21 protein-coding genes are annotated in these 23,259 nt (G+C 59.9%); 11 read left to right on the forward strand and 10 right to left on the reverse strand.

The genetic code is table 11. The features are described from left to right. Positions 1 to 65 precede the first annotated feature (65 nt). The 3 genes from V0R60_RS07415 to V0R60_RS07425 are packed head-to-tail and all read right to left on the reverse strand — an operon-like array spanning position 66 to position 2,053. A complete protein-coding gene (locus tag V0R60_RS07415; RefSeq protein ID WP_330080190.1) occupies positions 66 to 683 on the reverse strand; it encodes a TPM domain-containing protein in 618 nt (205 codons plus the stop codon). A gap of 27 nt (positions 684 to 710) precedes the next feature. Then, on the reverse strand, positions 711 to 1,451 hold the full coding sequence (locus V0R60_RS07420) for a TPM domain-containing protein (RefSeq protein WP_136474792.1): 741 nt from the start codon (positions 1,449 to 1,451) through the stop codon (positions 711 to 713). Next, a complete protein-coding gene (locus V0R60_RS07425; RefSeq protein ID WP_136474791.1) occupies positions 1,451 to 2,053 on the reverse strand; it encodes a LemA family protein in 603 nt (200 codons plus the stop codon). Before V0R60_RS07425 ends, V0R60_RS07420 begins: the two co-directional genes overlap by 1 nt. A gap of 183 nt (positions 2,054 to 2,236) precedes the next feature. Here V0R60_RS07425 and bglX point away from each other — a divergent pair, with 183 nt between their 5' ends. From bglX to V0R60_RS07455, 6 genes are all read left to right on the forward strand, one after another. Further along, positions 2,237 to 4,528: a beta-glucosidase BglX gene (gene bglX / locus V0R60_RS07430; RefSeq protein WP_136474790.1), complete on the forward strand. Its 2,292-nt coding sequence runs from the start codon at positions 2,237 to 2,239 to the stop codon at positions 4,526 to 4,528. 60 nt (positions 4,529 to 4,588) lie between these two features. Continuing rightward, the gene (locus V0R60_RS07435) at positions 4,589 to 6,340 is read left to right on the forward strand and encodes an ATP-binding protein (protein ID WP_136474789.1); all 1,752 of its coding nucleotides are present in this window, start codon (positions 4,589 to 4,591) and stop codon (positions 6,338 to 6,340) included. Beyond that, positions 6,340 to 7,665 carry a sigma-54-dependent transcriptional regulator gene (locus V0R60_RS07440; RefSeq protein WP_136474788.1) on the forward strand — a complete coding sequence of 442 codons (1,326 nt, stop codon included), beginning with the start codon at positions 6,340 to 6,342 and terminating at the stop codon, positions 7,663 to 7,665. The genes V0R60_RS07435 and V0R60_RS07440 overlap by 1 nt, the downstream gene beginning before the upstream one ends. 178 nt (positions 7,666 to 7,843) lie before the next feature. Then, positions 7,844 to 9,163, forward strand: a complete 1,320-nt coding sequence (locus V0R60_RS07445) for an MFS transporter (RefSeq protein WP_136474787.1) — start codon at positions 7,844 to 7,846, stop codon at positions 9,161 to 9,163. 262 nt (positions 9,164 to 9,425) lie between these two features. After that, a complete protein-coding gene (locus tag V0R60_RS07450; RefSeq protein WP_136474786.1) occupies positions 9,426 to 9,713 on the forward strand; it encodes a hypothetical protein in 288 nt (95 codons plus the stop codon). Positions 9,714 to 9,825: 112 nt separating this feature from the next. Continuing rightward, positions 9,826 to 10,437 carry a flavin reductase family protein gene (locus V0R60_RS07455; RefSeq protein WP_330080191.1) on the forward strand — a complete coding sequence of 204 codons (612 nt, stop codon included), beginning with the start codon at positions 9,826 to 9,828 and terminating at the stop codon, positions 10,435 to 10,437. Position 10,438: 1 nt separating this feature from the next. On the opposite strand, the gene V0R60_RS07460 is transcribed toward V0R60_RS07455, so the two are convergent. Together V0R60_RS07460 and V0R60_RS07465 are read right to left on the reverse strand one after the other, a co-directional pair. Beyond that, positions 10,439 to 10,669 carry a hypothetical protein gene (locus V0R60_RS07460; protein WP_136474784.1) on the reverse strand — a complete coding sequence of 77 codons (231 nt, stop codon included), beginning with the start codon at positions 10,667 to 10,669 and terminating at the stop codon, positions 10,439 to 10,441. A 38-nt stretch (positions 10,670 to 10,707) separates the two neighbouring features. After that, positions 10,708 to 11,016 (reverse strand): antibiotic biosynthesis monooxygenase family protein, encoded by a 309-nt coding sequence (locus V0R60_RS07465; protein ID WP_136474783.1) that lies wholly within the window; start codon positions 11,014 to 11,016, stop codon positions 10,708 to 10,710. Between the two features lie 202 nt (positions 11,017 to 11,218). Between V0R60_RS07465 and V0R60_RS07470 the strand changes: the two genes are divergently transcribed. Then, positions 11,219 to 12,148 carry an AraC family transcriptional regulator gene (locus V0R60_RS07470; RefSeq protein ID WP_330080192.1) on the forward strand — a complete coding sequence of 310 codons (930 nt, stop codon included), beginning with the start codon at positions 11,219 to 11,221 and terminating at the stop codon, positions 12,146 to 12,148. A 571-nt stretch (positions 12,149 to 12,719) separates the two neighbouring features. On the opposite strand, the gene V0R60_RS07475 is transcribed toward V0R60_RS07470, so the two are convergent. Together V0R60_RS07475 and V0R60_RS07480 are read right to left on the reverse strand one after the other, a co-directional pair. After that, positions 12,720 to 14,159, reverse strand: coding sequence for an aldehyde dehydrogenase family protein (locus tag V0R60_RS07475; protein ID WP_330080971.1), 1,440 nt, complete (start codon positions 14,157 to 14,159; stop codon positions 12,720 to 12,722). Then, positions 14,156 to 15,793 (reverse strand): 5-guanidino-2-oxopentanoate decarboxylase, encoded by a 1,638-nt coding sequence (locus tag V0R60_RS07480; protein ID WP_330080970.1) that lies wholly within the window; start codon positions 15,791 to 15,793, stop codon positions 14,156 to 14,158. The genes V0R60_RS07475 and V0R60_RS07480 overlap by 4 nt, the downstream gene beginning before the upstream one ends. A 114-nt stretch (positions 15,794 to 15,907) precedes the next feature. Here V0R60_RS07480 and V0R60_RS07485 point away from each other — a divergent pair, with 114 nt between their 5' ends. Continuing rightward, positions 15,908 to 16,795 (forward strand): LysR substrate-binding domain-containing protein, encoded by an 888-nt coding sequence (locus tag V0R60_RS07485; RefSeq protein ID WP_136474779.1) that lies wholly within the window; start codon positions 15,908 to 15,910, stop codon positions 16,793 to 16,795. Here V0R60_RS07485 and V0R60_RS07490 read toward each other — a convergent pair. Next, complete coding sequence (locus V0R60_RS07490) at positions 16,789 to 17,403, reverse strand: NAD(P)-dependent oxidoreductase (protein WP_330080969.1); 615 nt, start codon at positions 17,401 to 17,403, stop codon at positions 16,789 to 16,791. The two genes, V0R60_RS07485 and V0R60_RS07490, sit on opposite strands and share 7 nt — an antisense overlap. A gap of 30 nt (positions 17,404 to 17,433) precedes the next feature. After that, entirely contained in the window at positions 17,434 to 18,318 is an 885-nt protein-coding gene (locus V0R60_RS07495; protein ID WP_330080968.1) for an MBL fold metallo-hydrolase, read from the reverse strand. A 106-nt stretch (positions 18,319 to 18,424) separates the two neighbouring features. Here V0R60_RS07495 and V0R60_RS07500 point away from each other — a divergent pair, with 106 nt between their 5' ends. Both V0R60_RS07500 and V0R60_RS07505 read left to right on the forward strand, forming a co-directional pair. Beyond that, positions 18,425 to 19,333 carry a LysR family transcriptional regulator gene (locus V0R60_RS07500; RefSeq protein ID WP_330080967.1) on the forward strand — a complete coding sequence of 303 codons (909 nt, stop codon included), beginning with the start codon at positions 18,425 to 18,427 and terminating at the stop codon, positions 19,331 to 19,333. A 374-nt stretch (positions 19,334 to 19,707) separates the two neighbouring features. Then, the gene (locus tag V0R60_RS07505; protein WP_330080966.1) at positions 19,708 to 21,165 is read left to right on the forward strand and encodes an MDR family MFS transporter; all 1,458 of its coding nucleotides are present in this window, start codon (positions 19,708 to 19,710) and stop codon (positions 21,163 to 21,165) included. A 49-nt stretch (positions 21,166 to 21,214) separates the two neighbouring features. Here the strand turns inward: V0R60_RS07505 and V0R60_RS07510 are convergent, their stop codons facing one another. Further along, positions 21,215 to 21,847: a TetR family transcriptional regulator gene (locus V0R60_RS07510; RefSeq protein ID WP_136474775.1), complete on the reverse strand. Its 633-nt coding sequence runs from the start codon at positions 21,845 to 21,847 to the stop codon at positions 21,215 to 21,217. Positions 21,848 to 22,107: 260 nt separating this feature from the next. Between V0R60_RS07510 and V0R60_RS07515 the strand changes: the two genes are divergently transcribed. Further along, entirely contained in the window at positions 22,108 to 23,259 is a 1,152-nt protein-coding gene (locus tag V0R60_RS07515) for an efflux RND transporter periplasmic adaptor subunit (protein WP_136474774.1), read from the forward strand.

Here is a 23,259-nt window from a genome sequence, read left to right on the forward strand (position 1 = left end):
GCAGTGCCGGCATTTTACGTGGATGACCGGCCTGCGCACAGCTTTTGTCGATCAGCGTTTACAGATCACCCGAGCACGACCAAGCGGTTTGGCAGTTCGTTGCGCGCATGGGTCACTGGCACATGGCTGGCCAGCAACTCGCCGCAAGCCTCGATACAGCCGACAAAGCCCTGCACGGTCTGGCCTTGACGAACCTGTTCGGTAAAGCGCTGGACGATGCCCTCCCATACCTGGTTGTCCAAGTGCCTGGAAATGCCTTCATCGACGAGGATTTCCACATAACGCTCGGCCTCACTGACGAATATCAGCACCCCGGTACCACCCACCGTATGGTGCAACTGCTGCTCCAGAAACTGTCGTCTGGCAAGGTTCGAGGCGCGCCAGTGGCGCACCGAACGGGGAATCAATCGGGTCGTCACACCAGGTAGCCGAAACAGCAGACACAAGACAATAAACGTCAGCCATTGCGCGATCAGCAAACCGTTGACGCTCAACCAACCGCCCAGATAATAAACTGCGCCAGGTACCAGCAAGGCCAGCAAGCTGGCCCAGAGCAGCGGAATATAGGCGTAGTCGTCAGCACGGGCTGCCAGGACCGTGACCAGTTCGGCATCGGTATGCCGTTCGACTTTGGCAATCGCTTCGGCTACCTGTCGCTGTTCATGTTCAGTGAGCAATGTCATGCGCGGGCTATCTCTTTGATTACTGTTCTACCAACCACCGGAGGAACCTCCACCACCGAAGCCACCGCCGCCGCCACTGAAGCCCCCTCCACCACCACGTCCACCACCAAAACCGCCGTAGCCGCCACCAAAACCACCGCCCATACCGCCACGGCCACCGCGCCCGCCACCGCCCAGCCCCAAGGACTGCGCGGCAAAGACCAGGATAATCATCAGCACGAACAAGCCAACGGCCCAGGCCGGCGCTTGCTCCTCAGCGCTACCTTGAGCGCGCGACGGTTCGGCCAAAGGGTTGCCACCCAACACCTGGAGAATCGCAGCTGTGCCCTGGACAATGCCCAGGCTGAACTCGCCACGGCGAAACGCTGGCGTGATGATGCCGTTGATAATCACCGAAGCCTGGGCATCGGTCAGACGCTCCTCAAGACCGTAGCCAACTTCGATGCGCAGCTTGCGCTGCGCCGGGGCGACGATCAACAGGGCGCCGTTGTCCTTGCCCTTCTGGCCGATGCCCCAATGGCGTCCGAGCTGGTAGCCGAAATCCTCGATGGGCAACCCTTGCAGATCCTTGACAGTGACAACCACCACCTGCTCGCCAGTCGCCTGTTCGTGGGCAGTGAGCATCCGTTCGAGCTGCGCGCGGCTGCCGCCATCGAGCAAGCCGGCGTTGTCCACAACACGGCCCGTCAAGGCCGGAAAACTTGGCTCGGCGCGCAACGGCGTGACAATCAGCAGCGCCAGCAGCAGCCCCCATTGCAGCAGACGCATCAGAATTTCACTTCAGGTGCTTTGTCGGCATCAGTGGCGGTGGCTTCGAAGTTCTCTCGCAGCGGCAGGCTGCTGTACATCACACTGTGCCACAGGCGCCCGGGAAAGGTGCGGATCTCGGTGTTATAGCGCTGCACCGCGGCAATGAAATCCTTGCGCGCGACGGCAATGCGGTTTTCCGTGCCTTCAAGCTGCGACTGCAGGGCCAGAAAGTTCTGGTTCGATTTCAGGTCCGGATAGCGTTCCGACACCACCATCAAGCGGCTGAGCGCACCGGTCAGTTGCGCCTGTGCCTGCTGGAATTGTTGCAGCTTCTGCGGATCGTCCAAGGTGCTGGCATCAACCTGGATCGAAGTGGCCTTGGCACGCGCTTCGATGACCGCGGTCAGGGTTTCCTGTTCCTGCTTGGCATAGCCTTTGACGGTTTCCACCAGATTGGGGATCAGGTCCGCGCGGCGCTGGTACTGGTTCTGCACCTGGGCCCAGGCAGCCTTTACCTGCTCGTCATAGTTGGGAATGTTGTTGATCCCGCAACCGGCCAGAATGCTGCTGAGTACCAGCAACAGCCATACCTTTGCGCCCTTGAACTGTATTGCCTGCATAGTTGCCTTACTCCTTGATCAGCGTGTACGTGTGTACTTGAGGCATAATCGATCACCGCCGCTGGATCGTGACGGCCCAATCGGCTAAAAGATGCCCAGCAAACTACAACAATAGCCGCTTCCCCAACTTCGGCTGGGCAGTATCACCGTGAATACTGCCATGAGCCTTGAGAAAAGAACTTAATGAATAAGCTGTGTTTGCTGGGCCTCCTTGTCAGCCTGGCCAGTCAGTCGGCCCTTGCCGACACATCTGCCGATCCGCTGAAGAACAAACAAGTATTCATCGCCGACCTCATGGGCCAGATGACCCTGGACGAGAAGATCGGCCAATTACGCTTGATCAGCATCGGCCCGGAGATGCCCCGGGAAATGATCCGCAAGGAAATCGCCGCAGGCCGCATTGGCGGAACCTTCAACTCGATCACCCGTGCCGAGAACCGTCCGATGCAGGACGCGGCAGGTCGCAGCCGCCTGAAGATCCCGATGTTCTTCGCCTATGACGTGATCCATGGCCATCGCACGATTTTCCCGATCAGCCTGGCCCTGGCGTCGAGCTGGGACATGGATGCAATCGCCAAGGTTGGCCGGGTTTCCGCCCTTGAAGCCGCCTCCGACGGTATCGACATGACCTTCGCGCCCATGGTCGATATCGCCCGCGACCCGCGCTGGGGCCGCACCAGTGAAGGTTTTGGCGAAGACACTTATCTGGTCTCACGCATTTCCAAGGTAATGGTCGAGTCATTCCAGGGCAAGAGCCCGGCCGAGCCCACCAGCCTGATGGCTGCCGTCAAGCATTTTGCCCTGTACGGCGCGGTGGAAGGCGGACGCGACTACAACACCGTCGACATGAGCCCGACGAAGATGTTCAACGAATACCTGCCGCCTTACCGCGCCGCCATCGATGCAGGCGCTGGCGGGGTGATGGTTGCCCTGAACTCGATCAACGGCGTACCAGCCACCTCCAATACCTGGCTGATGCAGGACCTGCTGCGCAAGGACTGGGGATTTAAAGGCGTAACCGTCAGTGACCACGGAGCCATCACCGAACTGGTTCGCCACGGCGTGGCCAGCGATGGCCGTGAGGCTGCAAAGCTTGCGATCAAGGCCGGCATCGACCTGAGCATGAACGACTCGTTGTACGGCGAGGAACTGGCCAGCCTGCTCAAGGCGGGTGAAATCGATCAGGCCGACATCGACAATGCCGTGCGTGAAGTACTGGGCGCCAAATATGACATGGGCCTGTTCGCCGACCCTTACCGACGCATTGGCAAGGCCAGTGAAGACCCGGCCGACACCTACGCCGACAACCGCCTGCACCGCGCCGAAGCGCGTGATGTAGCACGTCGCAGCCTGGTGTTGCTGGAAAACCACGAGCAAACCTTGCCACTGAAAAAAGCTGGCACCATTGCCCTGGTCGGTCCGCTGGCGGACGCGCCCATCGACATGATGGGCAGTTGGGCCGCCGCCGGTCGCCCGCATCAGTCGGTGACGGTGCGCGAAGGCATGCGTCAGGTGCTCGGTGACAAAGCCAAGGTGATCTACGCCAAAGGCTCCAACATCACCCACGACAAAGCCATTCTCGACTACCTGAACTTCCTCAACTTCGATGCTCCGGAAATCGTCGACGACCCACGTCCGGCCGCCGTGCTGATCGACGAGGCCGTCAAGGCAGCCAAACAGTCCGATGTCGTGGTGGCCGTGGTCGGTGAGTCCCGTGGCATGTCCCACGAGTCGTCGAGCCGTACCACGCTGGAAATTCCCGCGGCTCAGCGCGAGCTGATCAAGGCCCTTAAAGCCACCGGCAAGCCTCTGGTACTGGTGCTGATGAACGGCCGCCCACTGTCGCTGGCCTGGGAACGTGAACAGGCCGATGCCATTCTCGAAACCTGGTTCAGCGGCACCGAAGGTGGCAACGCAATTGCCGACGTTCTGTTCGGTGACTACAACCCGTCGGGCAAGTTGGCGATTACCTTCCCGCGCTCTGTCGGCCAGATCCCGATGTACTACAACCATCTGAGCATCGGTCGGCCGTTTACCCCGGGCAAGCCTGGTAACTACACCTCGCAGTACTTCGAAGAACCCAATGGTCCGCTTTACCCTTTCGGCTACGGCCTGAGCTACAGCGACTTCAGCCTGTCGGCGCTGACGCTGTCGAGCAAGACCCTGGAAAAGGGTCAGTCCCTCGAAGCCAGCATACGTGTGAAAAACACCGGCAAACGTGACGGCGAAACCGTGGTGCAGTTGTATGTGCAAGACGTTGCCGCGTCCATGAGCCGCCCGGTGAAGGAGTTGAAGAACTTCCAGAAGCTCATGCTCAAAGCAGGTGAAGAACGTACTGTACGCTTCCAGATCAGCGAACAAGACCTCAAGTTCTACAACAGCCAACTGCAATGGGCAGCGGAACCCGGCGATTTCAATGTCCAGGTCGGCCTGGACTCGCAAACCGTTCAGCAGCAGCGTTTCAAACTGCTGTAAGCCGCCGCCAAGCACCAAGGGAAGGCCAGGAGGCCTTCTCAATCTGCCGGGATTCGCACCATGCCCTACTCGTACCGCGCCCTGCGTTTGGGCCTGATCGTTTTTTTCATCCTTGCCGGCATGCTCCTCACTGCAGGCTGGGCGATGCACCATGCCAAGCGTCAGTCGATGGTCGAAGATGCCGGGCGCGCCAGCCAGCAATTGGGCTTGTACGCCACGTCGCTGCATACCTTGATCGAACGCTACCGTGCCCTGCCCGCAGTCCTCGCCCTTGACCCGGAATTGATCAACGCACTCGCAGGCCCGGTCAACGAACAGGTTCAGGATGCCCTCAATCGCAAGCTTGAACGCATCAATGGCGCCGCCAACTCCTCGACCCTGGAGTTGCTCGACCGAACCGGCCTTGCCGTGGCTGCCAGCAACTGGCGCTTGCCCAGCACCTACGTCGGCTCCAATTACGGTTTTCGTCCGTACTTCCAACAAACCCGTAGCCACGGCAGTGGACGTTTCTATGCCATTGGCGTGACCAGCGGCGTCCCCGGTTATTTCCTTTCCAGCGCGGTGCAGGATGAAAACAAGCGTTTTCTCGGCGCCATGGTGGTGAAACTGGAATTTCCGGAACTGGAACGCGAATGGCGCCAAGGCAACGACATTCTGCTGGTCAGTGATGCTCGCGGGATCATCTTCATTGCCAACCAGGACGGCTGGCGCTACCGCCACCTTGGTCCACTGAGCAGCGCTGACCGTGCCGAACTTGCCGCTACCCGTCAGTACGACAAGCAACAACTGGTGCCGTTGCAGCATCAGGTGCTCAACCGCTTTGGTGACAACAGCCAATTGATGCGGGTCCAGGGTCCTGAAGGCAACACCGAATACATTTGGGAGAGTTTGCCTTTGCAGGCCGAGGGCTGGACCTTGCACCTGCTGCGCAAGCCACAGGTCAGCGACGATGGCCGCAATGCTGCACTCGCTGCTGCAGCGGTGTGGCTGAGCCTGGTATTCGCGCTGCTGTTCATCAGCCAGCGTTTGCGCCTGGCACGCCTGCGCCAGCGCAGCCGTGAAGAACTCAAGCGCCTGGTCGAAGAGCGTACCCGCGAGCTGCGTACAGCCCAAGAGGGGTTGGTGCAATCCGCCAAATTGGCCGCCTTGGGCCAGATGTCGGCGGCCCTGGCGCACGAAATCAATCAACCGCTGACCACTCAACGCATGCAACTGGCCACCCTGCGCCTGCTGCTCGACAACCAGCGTTTCGATGAGGCGCGCCTGGCGCTGGAGCCGCTGGAGCAAATGCTCAAGCGCATGGCTGCACTTACCGGTCACCTGAAAACCTTCGCCCGCAACAGCCCCAGCGGCCTGCGCGAGCGCCTGGACCTGGCCACCGTGGTTGATCAGGCTCTACAGTTGCTGGATGCACGGATTCGCGCCGAACAGGTCGAAGTGGCTCAGTACCTGGCCCGCCCGGCCTGGATACGCGGCGATGCCATTCGTCTGGAGCAAGTACTGATCAACCTGCTGCGCAATGCCCTGGACGCCATGGCCGGTAAAAGCTACAAACGCCTGGAGATCCGTATCGAAGCCGTGGCCGAACATTGGCGACTGAGCGTGCTCGACAGTGGCGGGGGTATATCCGCCGAGCACCTGAGCAGTGTCTTCGACCCGTTTTTCACCACCAAACCTGTGGGTGACGGACTGGGCCTGGGCCTGGCGATTTCCTATGGCATCATTCATGAGGCCGGCGGCCGCCTGGAGGTAGACAATCAACCTGGCGGCGCCTGTTTCAGTTTTACTCTGCCTTACGATCTGGAGCCTTGATGTTCAATTCGGTAATGGTTGTCGATGATGAAGCCAGTATCCGCACTGCAGTCGAGCAGTGGCTGAGTCTGTCCGGTTTCGACGTACAACTGTTCAGCCGCGCCGACGACTGCCTGAAGCAACTGCCCGAACACTTTCCAGGGGTGATTCTCAGTGATGTGCGCATGCCTGGAATGGACGGCCTGCAATTGCTCGATCAGCTTCAGGCACGTGATGCCGACCTGCCAGTGATCCTTTTGACCGGGCACGGCGATGTGCCCATGGCGGTCGAGGCCATCCGCAATGGCGCTTACGATTTTCTGGAAAAGCCGTTCAGTCCGGAAAGCCTGTTGGGCAGCCTGCGCCGGGCGTTGGAGAAACGCCAATTGGTCCTGGAGAATCGCCGCCTGCATGAACAGGCCGACCTCAAGGCACGTCTTGAGCTTAACCTTCTGGGAATGTCGCACGGCATGCAGCAGTTGCGCAGACAAGTGCTGGACCTGGCCAGTCTGCCAGTCAACGTACTGATTCGTGGCGAAACCGGTAGTGGCAAGGAGCAGGTCGCGCGCTGTCTGCACGACTTCGGCCCGCGAGCCGACAAACCGTTCGTCGCACTCAACTGCGCCGCCATTCCCGAAGCATTGTTCGAGGCTGAACTGTTCGGGCATGAAAGCGGTGCCTTCACCGGAGCGCAGGGCAAGCGCATCGGCAAGCTGGAATATGCCAATGGCGGCACGGTGTTTCTCGACGAAATCGAGAGCATGCCTCTGGCCCAGCAAGCCAAGCTGTTGCGTGTACTGCAAGAGCAGAAGCTGGAACGCTTGGGCGCCAACCAGAGCATCACTGTCGACTTGCGCATCATCGCCGCGACAAAGCCGGACCTGCTCGAAGAAGCCCGCGCCGGACGTTTTCGCGAGGACCTGGCGTACCGTCTGAATGTGGCGGAACTGCGCCTGGCACCGCTACGCGAGCGGCGCGAAGACATCCCCCTGCTGTTCGAGCACTTTGCCCGTCTGGCCGGCGAGCGCATGGGCCGCAGTGCGCCAGCCTTGAGCGGCGCTCATTTGGGCCAACTGCTCAGCCACGCCTGGCCCGGCAACGTTCGCGAACTGGCCAACGCTGCCGAGCGTCATGCCCTTGGTCTGGGTGAACCAGACATTGCCGCGGTCGAATCCGGGCAGTCACTCGCGGCCCAGCAGGAAGCGTTCGAGGCGCAGTGCCTGCGTGCAGCCCTGAGCCGGCACAAAGGCGAGATCAAAGCGGTCATGGAAGAGCTGCAACTGCCGCGCCGCACGCTTAACGAAAAGATGCAGCGTCATGGCTTGATGCGCGAAGACTTCCTTTAGACAGCCCCCGATAAGCGGAATCTTGCCTAGCACCAAGGCTGACATGGGCGGATTTCCGCTCATCAACACGCTCAAACCCTTCTAGGCCGGCCCTTCAGAACCTGGCACAGCTCCTGCTATAGCCCTGTCAGGTTGCGTTTCGGCGCGCTCCACAAAAATAACGATGAAGGTCCCCTAGATGGATAACTCCACCACCCTGCCAGCCGGGGCGGCCATTGCGCCCGCCACGGAAAAAACTACCCGCAGTCGCCTGAAATCCATTTTCAGTGGTTCGATCGGCAACATGGTCGAATGGTACGACTGGTACGTCTACGCCGCGTTTTCCCTGTACTTCGCCAAAGCCTTCTTCCCTGCCGGGGACTCTACCGCCCAGCTTCTCAATACCGCCGCAATCTTTGCCGTAGGCTTTTTGATGCGCCCAATCGGCGGTTGGCTGATGGGCATCTACGCCGACCGCAAGGGACGCAAGGCAGCACTGATGGCCTCGGTATTGCTGATGTGCGCAGGCTCGCTGGTAATCGCCCTGACGCCTGGTTACGAAACCATCGGTGTAGCCGCCCCAGTCCTGCTGGTGGTAGCGCGCTTGATGCAGGGCTTGTCAGTGGGTGGCGAATACGGCACCTCGGCCACCTACCTCAGTGAGATGGCGACCAAAGATCGTCGTGGCTTCTTCTCCAGCTTCCAGTACGTCACCTTGATCTCGGGCCAGCTCATCGCTCTGGCGGTGCTGATCGTCCTGCAGCAAACGCTGACCACCGAGCAACTGTATGCCTGGGGCTGGCGTGTACCGTTCGTGATCGGCGCCCTGTGCGCGGTCGTGGCCCTGTACCTGCGTCGTGGCATGGAAGAAACCGCCTCCTTCACCAAGAAGGAAAAGTCCAAGGAAAGCCTGATGCGCACATTGATGCGTCATCCGAAGGAACTGGCCACCGTGGTCGGCCTGACCATGGGCGGTACTCTGGCCTTCTACACCTACACCACCTACATGCAGAAGTACCTGGTGAATACGGTGGGCATGAGCATCTCCGACTCCACCACCATCTCGGCCGCCACACTGTTCCTGTTCATGTGCCTGCAACCGATCGTTGGCAGCCTGTCCGACAAAATCGGTCGTCGTCCGATCCTGATCGCCTTCGGTGTACTGGGCACCCTGTGCACTGTGCCGATCCTGACCACGCTGCACACCATCCAGACTTGGTGGGGCGCGTTCTTCCTGATCATGGCAGCACTGATCATCGTCAGTGGCTACACCTCGATCAACGCGGTGGTCAAAGCTGAACTGTTCCCAACCGAAATCCGCGCCCTGGGTGTCGGCCTGCCTTACGCACTGACCGTGTCGATCTTCGGCGGCACCGCTGAATACATCGCACTGTGGTTCAAGGCCCAGGGCATGGAGTCCGGTTTCTACTGGTACGTGACCGCTTGTATCGCCTGTTCGTTGCTGGTGTACGTGTTCATGAAAGACACCCGCAAGCATTCGCGGATCACCACCGACTGAGGCTTGGCCTGATGCAGCGCGAAGGGGCGTCCAGCAGTGGACGCCCCTTTTTTATGTTTAACGCCGCATTAATCCGCGGTTGAGAGGGTGTTCATCACCGGCGCCACCATCCCACTCATTGAGTTAGAGAGATGTAACGTCGCCATACACATCGAATAACTTGATTTTTTAGCGCTATTTTTTGCGCTTTTTAATCAATTTAATCAGCGTAGCATTGAACACATAGAAACAAACAACCTCTCACCACCTCGGAGCAACGACCATGAAAACCAAACTGATCCTCACCCTGGCCTTCTCGGTACTGGCTGCCAACGCTTTTGCAGAAGACGGTTTTGATCGCACCAATGGCCACAACTTCAGTGCGGTACAAACCCAGTCGGCGGGATACGCAGAAGACGGATTCGATCGTACCGGCGCAGCCAAATTCGCCGAAGACGGCTTTGATCGCACCGGTGCTGCCAAGTTTGCCGAAGATGGTTTTGACCGTACTGGCGCGGCCAGATTTGCCGAAGACGGCTTTGATCGCACCCAGGCTCACCGCATCAGCTAACCCTGATGCGCTGCAATCAGCCCGGCTTCGGCCGGGCTTAATCGTTTTCAGTCGGACAAAGCCTTGGCACACTAGACGCTTTCACCAAGGGAAGGCCGCAAGGCCAGCGCAGATGTACTACTACGAACCCGCAAACGGCCACGGCCTGCCTCACGATCCGTTCAACGCCATCATCGGCCCCCGCCCCATCGGCTGGATTTCATCCCAGGACGAGCAAGGTCGCTTGAACCTGGCGCCGTACAGTTTCTTCAATGCCTTCAACTACATTCCGCCCATCATCGGTTTCTCCAGTGTCGGGCGCAAAGACAGCCTGAACAATATCGAGAAAACCGGCGAATTCGCCTGGAACCTGGCGACGCGACCACTGGCCGAAGCCATGAACCAGAGCTGCGCGGCGGTGGCGGCCGACGTCGATGAGTTTGCCTTGAGCGGCCTTTCACCGGTTGCCTCGAAGGTCATCGCTGTACCGCGGGTACAGGAAAGTCCGGTGTCCTTCGAATGCAAGGTGACGCAGATCATTCAGCTGCAGCGAGCAGACCAGATGCTGGTGCCCAGTTGGTTGATTCTGGGCGAAGTGGTGGCGGTGCATATTGCCGAACACCTGCTCAAGGACGGCATCTACGACACCGCTGCCGCCGAGCCAATCCTGCGTGGAGGTGGCCCTGCTGATTACTTCGAGTTGGGTAACTTGTTCAAGATGGCCCGCCCGCAGGTCAACGGCTGAGTTACCAGACCAGATCGGCGTCGTCACTGACGTCTTGCAGGCGTTCAAGCTCGGAGCAGGCAGCCTCGTCAGCGGCCATGGCTGTCTTGAACGTCTGCCCTTCGAGCACTTTATGAAACCGCGGCGCCCCCGTGGCGCCCAGGCCTTTCACGGCGATCGCAGCGCAGTACCCCTCATCGCCGCGAACAGCTGCCGATACTGCTTCGAACTGCGCAAACTCTTTACGTGCCATGTGTTTCACATCCACATCGATTACTTGAAAGCGTCATTCTAACCCGCAGACGGTTCCCCAAAGGTATGCAGGTCTAGACTGGCGACCACCTGGGCTTGAACCAGTTCACCAAACAGGTCCAATGTGGGCGAAGCAAAATAGCCGCTCATCGCCTGCTGATCACGCCACAGGCCGCTGAGCAACCACAGATCAGCGTCCGCTTGTGACTGTTGCAGGTTGAAGTGCAGGCAGCCAGGGCACTCCCGGGACGGTTCGAGCAATTGGCGCAAGCGCTCGCCCAGTTCCACGGAGCGACCGCTGCTGGCACGGATAAAAGCAAGATGGGTGACCGGTTGCGGCAAGGTCATGGGTATTTCTCCTAGAGCAGCCCGTTGTTACTGTCAGGCTGCCAAGACTAGGAGATGCATCGCGTGCGCCGTTAGGCCATTCCTGTCACCGGCTTGCCTGATCCTGCGCGCGGCAGGATCAGGCAAGCCAACGACAGCATTCGGCTAGCGTCGCTGCTTGCACATACCTATGCTGCTCAAGTCCTTTTCTGGAAGTACCGCGATGTCTACACCTGCCTCTGATCGCCCAATACTCGATCCGGCCCTGGAACTACAGCGCCAGAAACTGGCGGACCTGGTTCGCCGTCATGCGCCGCGCAGCGTCAGTGGTGAATCGGCCATCGAAGACTTGTTCCTGGTGCAATACGAAGAAAGCGTACGCTCCATGCCGACCCTGGCGCAGCCGGCCTTGTGCATTCTTGCCCACGGCAGCAAGGAAATCTGCCTGGGAGACGAGCGCTACCTCTACGATCCGTTGAATTACATGGTGTTGTCGGTGGCACTGCCAATCAGCGGTGTATTGCTGGAGGCCAGCCCCGAGAATCCCAGCCTTGGGGTGCGCATGAACATCGACCCGGCGCAGATCAATAACCTGATTGCCGAGGCCGGCCCCATGGGTGTTCCGGCATTGCCTTCGGGGCGTGGACTGTACGTCGAGCGCACCGATCCATTACTGCTCGATGCCTTGCTGCGCCTGATACGCCTGCTCGATACGCCAAAAGACATACCGGTGTTGGCGCCACTGATCCAGCGGGAAATTCTCTATCGCCTGCTGCGCGGTCCGCAGGGTTATCGCCTGTATGAAATAGCCATGTCCAGCAGCCAGACCCACCGCGTGTGCCAAGCGATTGAATGGCTCAACCAGCACTTCGATCGTCCGCTGCGCATCGATGATCTGGCCCGTGAGGTGAACCTCAGCAGCTCTACCCTGCATCACCGCTTCAAGGCCGTCACCTCCATGAGCCCTCTGCAGTACCAGAAGCAACTGCGCCTGCAGGAGGCTCGTCGGCTGATGCTCAACGACGGCCTGGAAGCGGCGGTGGCCGGGTATCGAGTGGGCTATGAAAGTCCGTCGCAGTTCAGCCGGGAGTACAGCCGCTTGTACGGCGCCCCGCCTGTACGGGATTTGGCGCGTTTGCGAAGTGCACTTTAGGAGTGCAGTGCCCCAGTCGGTGGTAGCCAGCGTCCTGTAGAGACCGGACACATCGCTGACACGTGTGCGCAGACATGGTTGACGCATTATGGGCCGCGGTCAGGTTTATTCACGCCAGTGGATCGGCGTCTGGCTGTATGTGTCACTGACTACACAGTTGGCCGACCGCAGGTGAGCACCGGAATGTGGCTCGAGTGGCGATGGGCATATCCGTTTGATGCAGCGGCGCAACTGGCTGGTTTCGCCTTTACGGCGACCCACTTTTGTCGGGGCAAAAGTGGGCAAAACCCCTTGTCCCTGCATCCGGCCCTATGCTGCGCTTCGGGTTCCCTCATTCCACCCTTGCTCCCGTGGGGACCGCGCCGAAGGGCCGTCCTGGCCCTGCGGCGCTCGCCGGCCATCCATGGCCGTCGCCCCACTACGCAAGGGTTCCATTCGGCCTACTGAAGGGACGATTTGTGGCGTCTGCACGATTTGTGTAGGTAGAAGCACAGCAATGGCAATGGCAATGGCAATGGCAATGAACCTGAGTAAAGTTGAAACCGACCTTGCCGGCGATAGGTGGACCGACCTACACCGCTCGGAGCACGTGCTTGATTTCCTGAAAGGCGCTCAATCCCCAAGGCCCAAGCTCCCGCCCGATGCTGCTTTGTTTGTAGCCACCCCAAGCGGTCTGCGGGAATATCACTTGCGGCGCGTTGATCCAGACCAAGCCAGCCTCAAGCGCGTTGGCCACCCGCTCGGCAGCGATCAAGTCGCTGCTGACCACACTGGCCACCAGCCCAAACTCGCTGTCGTTGGCCAGTGCCACAGCTTGGGCTTCGTCGGCCACCGGGCGTACACAAAGCACCGGACCGAAGATTTCCTCGCACCACAGCGCACTGTCCAAGGGCACATCGGTGAACACGGTGGGGCTGATGTAGTACCCGCTCGACAGCGTTGATGGCCGCGCGCCACCGCACAGCAGTCGCGCGCCGGCCTCCAGGCCTGCAGCGATATGTTGCTGCACGCGCCGGTATTGCGCCTGGTTGACCAGTGCACCCATTTCACTTTCGCCCGTGAACGGGTCGCCGACTCGAATGGCCTCTGCCCGACATTTCAGACGAGCGACAAAGTCCGGGTACAAGGCCTCAGCAACCAATACGCGACTGGTGGCCGAACACATTTGCCCGGCATTGAAGAAACCGCCCAAACACGCCAGCTCAACAGCCAGATCAAGATTAGCCGCCTCAAGCACCAGCAACGATGACTTGCCACCCAGTTCCAGGCTAACGCCCTTGACGGTTTCCGCGGCGCGCTGCATCACTTGGACCCCCACCGCATTGCTGCCGGTAAAGGACACCTTGGCGATACGCGGGTCCGCCGCCAAGGCTGCACCGACGTCGACTCCGGCGCCACAGACCAGGTTGAACACACCAGCAGGCAAGCCCGCCTGGGCAATCACATTGGCCAGTTCAAGTTCCGCCAACGGCGTTACCTCCGAAGGCTTGAGCACCACACAACAGCCGGCCGCCAATGCCGGTGCCAGTTTCCAGGCGGTAGTCACCATGGGGAAGTTCCAGGGCACGATCAAGCCGACCACACCGCACGGCTCGCGCCGTAACCGCGCAACAAAATCCTCGCTCGGCAGTGCCACTGGGCAGTCCTGCCCGGCATCGAGTTGATCGGCAAGCTCGGCGTAGTAGCGGAACGTTGCAATGACATCGTCGACGTCGATGTGTGCTTCGGCGAGCGGCTTGCCATTGTTACTGGCCTGGAGGAACACCAGGCGCTCACGACTCGCCTCGACACCCTCGGCAATCGTGCGCAGTACCACCGCACGCTCGCTTGCGCATGTTTTCGACCACTCTGCGAATGCAGCCCGAGCTGCCAGGGTCGCACGCGCTACCGCCGCGCCATCGCCGCCCGCCACTTCAGCCAATGGCTGCTCGTTGCTGGGGTTGATCACCGTCAGCGGCTGGCGCCCAAGCTCCCAAACACCGTTGATGTAGACCCCTGGAGTTTTGATCATGCCGGCACCACCTGCATCCAGCGGTTCTGATCGATTTCGATCAGGCTCGGTCCCTTGCGGTCACTCGCCTGGCGCAACGCCTCACGCAGTTGCTCGACATCGTTCACAGCCTTGGCGGCACAGCCTAGAGCCTTGGCCACACCGATGAAGTCTGGGGTATGAATATCCACGCCCACTGGCTCGATGGCGCGGTTGACCATGTACTTCTTGATTTCCTCGTAGCCCTGGTTGTTCCACAGCAAGACAATCAGCGGCACCTGCGCTTCGGTTGCGCTGGCCAATTCCGGCAAGGTGAACTGCAAACCGCCATCACCGATCAGGCAAATGACTGGCGCCCGGTTCTCAATGGCTTCGGCACTGCCCAGCCACGCGCCCATGGCTGCCGGCAAAGCGTAGCCCAGCGTGCCGTAGCCGGTTGAGGCATTGAACCAGCGCCGTGGATGATCCATGTCCAGGGTCAGGTTTCCGGTGTAGACCGGTTGAGTCGAATCGCCCACCAACACGGCATTGGGCAAGGTTTCGAGCAGGGTCTTGAGCATGCGGGTCTGGCTGTGCATTGGCGCATCCCAATCAGCCAACAGCCGCTCACGCAAACGTGCCGCGCGGCCGGCGCCCCACTGCGCAGCGCGCACCGGCGTCGGCTGATCGGCCAACGCTACGAGTAGCGCCTGGGTAGCGACTGTAGCGTCGGCGACCAACGCAAGCTCTGGCGGGTAGTTGCGTACCGTCTGGTCCGGATCGATGTCGATTCGCAGCAAACGGCCAGGGATCTCGAAGCCACCTTTGAAGGTCACGTCATAGTCGGTTTCGGCGAGCTCGGTGCCAATCGCTAGCACCACATCCGCCTCGGCTACCAACTCACGGGTTGCCACCAGCGACTGGGTCGAACCGATCTGCAGCGGGTGGTTGGAGGGCAGCACACCCTTGGCGTTGATCGTCAGCGCCACCGGCGCCTGCAGATATTCAGCCAGGCGCGTCAGCTCCCCGCTAGCATCGATGGCACCGCCACCGGCAAGAATCAGCGGGCGTCGTGCACTGGCCAAGAGTGTCGCCATCTGCGTCACGGCTGCCGGGGCAGCACCGGCACGGGCGATGTGCACAGGCGTACTGTTCAACAGGTGATCAGCGTCTTCAACCAGGACATCCAATGGAATCTCGATATGCACCGGGCGCGGGCGCCCCCCCTCGAACACCGCAAAGGCACGGGCCAACACCATCGGCAGATCATCGGCACTCATCAAGGTATGCGAAAAGCCCGCAACACCCGCGACCAGACTGCCCTGGGCCGGCAATTCATGCAGCTTGCCGCGCCCGCCTCCCAACTGGTTGCGCGACTGCACGCTGGAAATCACCAGCATCGGAATCGAGTCGGCATAGGCCTGGCCCATCGCGGTGGTGATGTTGGTCATTCCCGGACCGGTAATGATGAAGCAGACACCCGGCTTGCCACGAGTGCGCGCGTAGCCATCAGCCATGAAGCCTGCGCCCTGCTCGTGACGCGGGGTGATGTGTCGGATAGAAGAACGTGCCAGCCCACGGTAGAGCTCCACGGTATGCACGCCGGGAATTCCAAAGACATGGTCCACACCATAGCCTTCAAGGAGTTTTACCAGTACTTCACCGCAAGTCGCCATGTTCGTATGCCTGTTGTTGTGCCGAAAACAGGCTTCATTGGACCGCTGGCTGGCTACCGGCACAATGCAAAAAAGCTCATACTAGCCATGTCCAAAGATCATGGCTGAGTACTGATGAAACGCCTGCCGCCGTTGCCCGCCCTGCATACTTTTCTGGTCACTGCCCAGTGCTGCAACTTCACCCGCGCAGCGCAACTGCTGCACATTACCCAAGGGGCAGTGAGCCGGCAGATCGCAGGCCTGGAAGATCATCTTGGCTACGCCCTGTTCCTGCGCCAGGCCCGAGGCTTGAGCCTGACCCGCGAAGGTCATGACTGGTTGCCACGGGTGCAACAGGTTTTCGCCTTGATCGAAGAAGGTGTTCAGCAAGTGGGGGCACGCAGCACCACCTTGCAGATCAAGGCGCCCACCTGCGTCATGCGCTGGCTGCTGCCGCGCTTGATGGAATGGCAAGCGCTACGCCCGGATGTGCCGGTAGAGCTGACCACCACCGTGCAGCATGGCGTGGATTTTCGCCGCGAAGTGTTCGATGCGGCAGTGGTGTACGGCACCGCGCCCAATCATGGCCTGCAAACCCTCAAGCTGTTCGATGAACAACTCACACCTGTGTGCGCGCCGCAATTGCTCGCCGGGCCTTTGCCCTTGCAGCAATTGGCGGACCTTGAACACCACATGCTGCTGCACCCGACACGTGACCAGCGTGACTGGCACACTTGGCTCGCAGCAGCAGGTGCAAATCTGTCCCGGCAAGGCAAAGTCCAGCATTTCGAAACCTTGGACATGGCCATGTCCATGGCCTCACAGGGGACTGGCGTAGCGATCGGCGATTGGTCGCTGATCGCTGATGATCTGACTTGTGGCCGGCTGGTTACGCCGTTCCCGCTCAAGGTCGCTACCGGTCAGGCCTACTACCTGGTGCGACCACAAGGTTCGACGTCGACAGCCTTGCTAGAACTGCTCGACTGGTTGCGCGAGCAGTCCCAGGCCCGCACGCCTCAGTAACCGACGGTGAAGCGCTGGCGCGAGTGAGCGGGCTTTTCCACTTCATTGAGCATGGCGATGGCGTAGTCGGCAAAGCTGATCCAGCTTTTACCGTCGGCAGCGATCAGCAGATGATCCTTGCCGGCACGATAGTGGCCGGTTCGCGCTGCTTCGACGAACTCGGCCGATGGCGAAAGGAACGTCCAGTCCAGCTCTTTTTCCTGACGCAGGGTATCGAGGTAGTGCCCACCGGCCGTGGCTTCGGCCTTGTACGCTTCGGGAAAATCCGGACTGTCGATAACCTTGTGGCCCGAGGGCAGCAACAGGCTACCTGCCCCACCCACTACCAACAGTCGTTTGACCCCGGCCTTTTTCACCGGCTCGATAATGGCCTGTGGCTTGATGCCGGAAAAATGCGCAGCACTGAGAACCACGTCCTGGCCAACCAGGGCCCGCTCCAATGCAGCCGCGTCACTGACGTCCAGGGCTAAGGTGGTCACCCCTTCACGCCCCTGCAAGCAGGCCGGATTGCGTGCGATAGCGGTAACGCTATGCCCCCGTCGCAGGGCCTCTTCCAACAATTGACTACCGGCACGGCCCGTTGCACCAATGATTGCTATCTTGCTCATGGAAAATCTCCAGTCAGAGTTGAATGTCACTTACCACTTCATTTCGCCCTTGGCGACCTTGGCGCCAAGCTCCAACGAACTTTCTTCACCCAGACCCGGGTAGCGTTTTTTCATCGCAGCGATCAGCTCCGCGGCGTTACCGGCCTTGGCGGCTTCCTCATCGAAGGCACGGATGTAGTCAGCGGTAAAGTTCACTGCTTCAAGCGACTTTCCCGGCTGGCCCAAGTAATGACCAGGCACCACGACCTGCGGCTTGAGCATCTGGATGCGCTGAAGTGTGGTAAGCCAATCCTTGTGGGACTGCGCCGATTGGGTGTCAGCCATCCACACATGCAGGTTGTCTGCGACTACGACCCCACCGACCACCGCCTTGATCGAAGGAATCCAGACAAAACTGCGATCCGCTTGCGGGCCATCCAGGCCAAGCACTTGCAAAGGCTGGCCTTCCAACGTCAGCTCGTTACCTTCCAGCACTTGCGGCACGACCAACCGTGCAGGTTTGTCGGTACCCATCTGCGGCCCCCAGTACGCCAGTTTGGCGTCCATGGTCTGTTGGATATGCGCCACAGTGGCCGCGGAGGCGACGACCTTGGCCTGCGGATAGGCATCGGTGAGCGTCTGCAAGCCGAAGTAGTAATCCGGATCACCATGGCTGATATAGATCGTGGTGAGGTTTTTGCCACTGGCGCGAAGCTTGGCCAGGACCTGTTCGGCTTGGGCCTTGCCGAACTGGGCATCGACCAGAATAGCGTCATGTTTGGCGCTGACAATTGCCGAGCTGACCGGAAACAATGCGCCAGTGCCTGGGTTGTAGACGTCCAGGTGCAGCGGCGGCTCGGCGGCATGGCTCTGGGCCAGAACGCCGAAAGTGACACAGGCCAGCAGCAACCCACGCAAGGAGAATGAACGACGCATCGAGGCAGATCCTGTAAGTAAAGGCAGTGGGCAACAGCTTAGTTGCACAAACCAACACAAAAAATGCGATGCTTGGACATAGTTTGTTTCTAAAACCGGGCAAATCATGGATCGTCTGAACGCAATGCGGGTCTTCGTCAGTGTCGTGGATCTGGGCAGCCAATCGGCGGCTGCCGATCACCTGGACCTGTCACGCCCGGTTGTCTCTCGCTACCTGGCAGCGCTTGAGGACTGGGTGGGTGCGCGCTTGATGCAACGCACGACCCGACGCTTGAGCCTGACTGCCGCCGGCCAGGAAACCTTGCCGCGCTGCCGTCAGATGCTGGAATTGGCTGGCGACCTGCAAGCAGCCGTCAGCACCCCGGACGAAGCGCCACGCGGTGAATTGCGCATCAGCGTCAGCACCTCGTTTGGCCAGGCACAATTGATGGACGCTGTGGCCGAATACGTCAAACGCTATCCAGGCGTAAAGATCGACCTGCAAATGCTCGATCGCACCGTCAATCTGGTGGATGAGCGCATCGATCTGGCGATCCGCACCAGCAACGACCTGGACCCCAACCTGATCGCTCGACGCCTGACCGTGTGCCGCTCGGTCATCTGCGCATCCCCCGCCTACTTGCGCAGCAACCCCACGCCCTTGCAGGTGCAGGATCTGAGTCAGCACAACTGCCTCACCCACTCCTACTTCGGCCGCAGCCTCTGGCACTTCGAAGTACGCGGCGAAGCCGTCGCGGTGCCAGTACAGGGTAATATCAGCGCCAATGAAGCGATGACCTTGCAACGTGCGGCACTGGCCGGCGTCGGCATTGCCATGCTGCCCACCTACCAGGCCGCAGCCGCCTTGCGCAGCGGTGAACTGATGCGCCTGCTGCCCCACGCACGCCCGCGTGAACTCAACCTCAATGCGGTCTACACCTCACGCAAGCACATGCCTGCAACGCTGCGCAGCATGCTCGACTTCCTCGCCGAGCGTTTTACCGCCGAACCACAATGGGACCGCGACCTGCCCTGATACAGGCAGCCCAGGCAAAGCTGGCCTATGCTTTAGGTAGCACTTGTGTGCGGATGAAAAGAGGTGAGCATCATGACCCTCAAGTCCAGAAGATGCGCTGTCATTTGCGCCATCGCCGCGGTGCTGGGGCTCTATGCCGCAGCCGCTTTCAGGGTCGAACAGGCCCGCCACCAGCCGTATTCAGCAGCCAGTTGCAGCCTGGCCCATTGCGTCCCCCACACCGCCACCTTGAGCGCGCTCAGATAGCTTCCGGCGCAAAGGTTATTAGCAGCATGTGCTTCGCGGCAGACGCTTAGCAAGCTATCGAGTACACTGGGTAGCACTTGCTCCCGCAGCTCAAGCCTGGGGGATAACTCTGCCTTTCGAGCTGGCCTGTGACGCAACTCAATACCCCGCAACCGGTCCTGCGCAGCGTGCTGGTAGCGCTGATGCTGGCGATTTTCCTGGGTGCCCTGGACCAGACCATTGTCGCCGTGTCGATGCCGGCGATCTCCGCTCAATTCAACGATGTCGGCCTGCTTGCCTGGGTAATTTCCGGCTATATGGTTGCCATGACCGTGGCTGTGCCGATTTACGGCAAGCTGGGCGATCTGTACGGCAGGCGCCGGATGATTCTCACCGGTACCGCGCTGTTTACCCTCGCATCGCTGTTATGTGCCCTGGCCCAGAATATGGAGCAGTTGGTGCTGGCGCGGGTACTCCAGGGTATCGGCGCAGGTGGCATGGTCTCAGTGAGCCAGGCGATCATCGGCGACTTCGTGCCACCACGAGAACGGGGCCGCTATCAGGGTTACTTCAGCAGCATGTACGCGCTGGCCAGCGTCCTCGGCCCGGTGCTGGGTGGTTATTTGACCGAATATTTGTCGTGGCGCTGGGTATTCTGGTTGAACCTGCCGCTGGGACTGACGGCATGGTGGGTGACCCGCCGCGCGCTGCGAACCCTGGCGGTGCCGCAGCGCCAGGTTCAGGTCGATTACATGGGGGCTGCGTTGCTGATCTTCGGGCTGAGCAGCTTATTACTGGGTATTACTCTGATCGGCCAGGGTCAATCCTGGTACTCACCAGCAGTCAGCGCTCTGTTGCTCTGCGCCCTCGTCGGGTTGCTGGTTTTCGTCCTTCATGAGCGCCGCACGCCGGAGCCGCTGCTGCCACTGAAACTGTTCGCCAACCGGGTCGCGACCCTGTGTTGGTGCACCCTCTTCTTCACCAGTTTCCAGGCCATTTCCCTGACGATGTTGATGCCCTTGCGTTATCAGAGCATCACCGGTGCGGGCGCCGACAGCGCCGCATTGCACCTGCTGCCCTTGGCTATCGGCCTGCCAATCGGTGCCTACTGCGGTGGACGCCTGACCAGTTTTACTGGTCGCTACAAACCGCAGATTCTGGGTGGCGCGCTGCTCATGCCGTTTGCCATCGTCGGCATGGCCTATACGGCACCAGAAGCTGTCTGGCTCAGCGGTGTGTTCATGCTACTGACCGGAATTGCATCGGGCCTGCAGTTTCCAACCTCGCTGGTCGCGGCCCAGAGCGCAGTAGAACCAAAGGATATCGGCGTAGCGACCAGCACCAGTAACCTGTTTCGCTCCCTGGGGGGAGCAATGGGGGTTGCGTGTATGTCGGCGCTGCTGCTGGCGATGCTGCAACAGGGAGGTCTGAGCCTCGCCGGTGACGCGCTGCTCGGAAGCCTCAAAGCCGCAGGCCCGAGTGCGACCCTGCAAGCCGAATTGCTGCTGACCTTTCGTCAGCTGCTGCTTGGTAGTGCAACAGTGTCGCTACTCGGATTAACCGCCGCGCTGGCTTTGCCTGACAGACAGTTACGCGGCCGCATGTAGGGCTTTATGAAGTAGACCGCAACAATTGATCACAAACCTTCACAAAGTCTTATTTGCGCAACGAGGGGCTCAAGCGCAGCATATCCAGCCCGGTATCGACCCATAGCTCGGCGTCACCCAGCAAGTCGAAGCTTTCCGGTAGCAGCAGCCAGCGGCGTATCAAGCCATCTATATAGGCATAGATCGCCAACGCAGCGCGCTCCGGGTTCATATCCGCGGGTAATTGCCCACGCCTGACTGCATTGCCCAGTGATAAGGCGATGTTGGCATGACATTCAAAAGTCGACGTCTGCCGTTGCTGGCGGATTTCGCACATATCATCGGTAAATTCACATTTATGATGGAGAATTTCGTTGATACGGCGAGTTTTCGGGTCGAGCACCATCTGATGCATCAATTGCACGAGAAGCTTGCGCATGCAGCCCAGAGGATCAACCTCATCTTCGCTTTCACTGGCCCGGGCCAAGGCGTCCAGAGGCTCGTGCAGGCTTTCGAGCATAGCTTCGACCAGTTCTGCCTTGTCGTTGAAATGCCAATAGATAGCACCGCGCGTCACCCCAGCCAACTTGGCGATGTCGGCGAGTGTGGTACGCGCTACCCCGCGCTTGTAGAAGGCTTTTTCCGCAGCTTCGAGAATTTGCGCGCGGGTTTCCTGAGCTTCCTCTTTGGTTCGACGGACCATGGCATCACCACCTCATCAAGACCCAGATACGTCTGCAGGAACCTGGGAGCTGCGCCGGATCAACCTCTGTTGGGCGTTACCGGAGTATTAATTTCAAGGCTTGCGACAGCCACTGGCATCACGCGCAAGGTATTTACAAACAACCATGAATGTAAGTATATTCCTTAGCAAGCTATTAATCCATATAGACAAATTTATTTCATAGCGCCCCCTTTCCATTATTCTTGAGCGTCTTCAGCTCTTGCGACCCGAGGATCTTCATGCAATTCAAGCCAGCTGTTACCGCTCTGGTATCCGCCGTCGCCCTGGCAACACTGCTCAGCGGCTGTAAAAAGGAAGAGGCTGCGCCTGTCGCGCAAGTTCCTCAGGTCGGCATCGTTACGCTCCAGACTCAAGCCTATACCCTGACCTCCGACCTGCCGGGGCGCACCACTGCGTACCGCATCGCCGAAGTTCGTCCACAGGTCAACGGCATCATTCTCAAACGCCTGTTCAAAGAAGGCAGCGAGGTCAAGGAAGGCCAGCAGCTGTACCAGATCGACCCTTCGGTGTACGAAGCGACCCTGGCCAGCGCCCAAGCCAACTTGCAATCAAGCCGTTCGCTGTCCGAGCGCTACAAGCAACTGGTCGCCGAACAAGCGGTGAGCCGTCAGGAATACGACGACGCGCAAGCCAAACGTTTGCAAGCTGAAGCGGCACTGCGCAGCGCCCAGATCGACTTGCGCTACACCAAGGTCCTGGCACCGCTGAGCGGGCGTATTGGCCGTTCCTCGGTGACCGAAGGTGCGCTGGTCAACAATGGTCAGGCTGACGCGATGGCCGTGATCCAGCAACTCGATCCGATCTACGTCGACGTCACCCAATCCTCGGCCGAGCTGCTCAAGCTGCGCCGCGAGCTGGAAAGCGGCCAGTTGCAGAAAATTGGCGACAACGCGGCCAAGGTCACCCTGACCCTGGAAGACGGCAGCACCTACCGCCAGGAAGGTCGCCTGGAGTTCTCGGAAGTCTCAGTCGACCCAACCACCGGCTCAGTGACGTTGCGTGCCGTATTCCCGAACCCTGAGCACAACCTGCTGCCGGGCATGTTCGTTCATGCGCGCCTGAAGGCCGGGGTCAACGCTCAAGCCATCCTCGCGCCACAACAGGGTGTAACCCGCGACCTCAAGGGCCAGCCAACCGCCCTGGTTGTCAACAAGGAAAACAAGGTTGAGCTGCGTCAGCTTGAAGCCAGCCGTACCGTTGGTAGCGACTGGCTGATCGCCAAAGGCCTGAACGCCGGCGACCGCCTGATCACCGAAGGCTTGCAGTTCGTCAAGCCGGGCGATGAGGTCAAGGTCAGCGAAGCGACCAACGTCAAGCCTGCCCAGCCAACCCAGGCCAATGCAACGACTGCAGGGGCCAAAGGGGAGTAA

The organism is Pseudomonas auratipiscis (genome assembly GCF_036324085.1).
Taxonomy (GTDB): domain Bacteria; phylum Pseudomonadota; class Gammaproteobacteria; order Pseudomonadales; family Pseudomonadaceae; genus Aquipseudomonas; species Aquipseudomonas auratipiscis.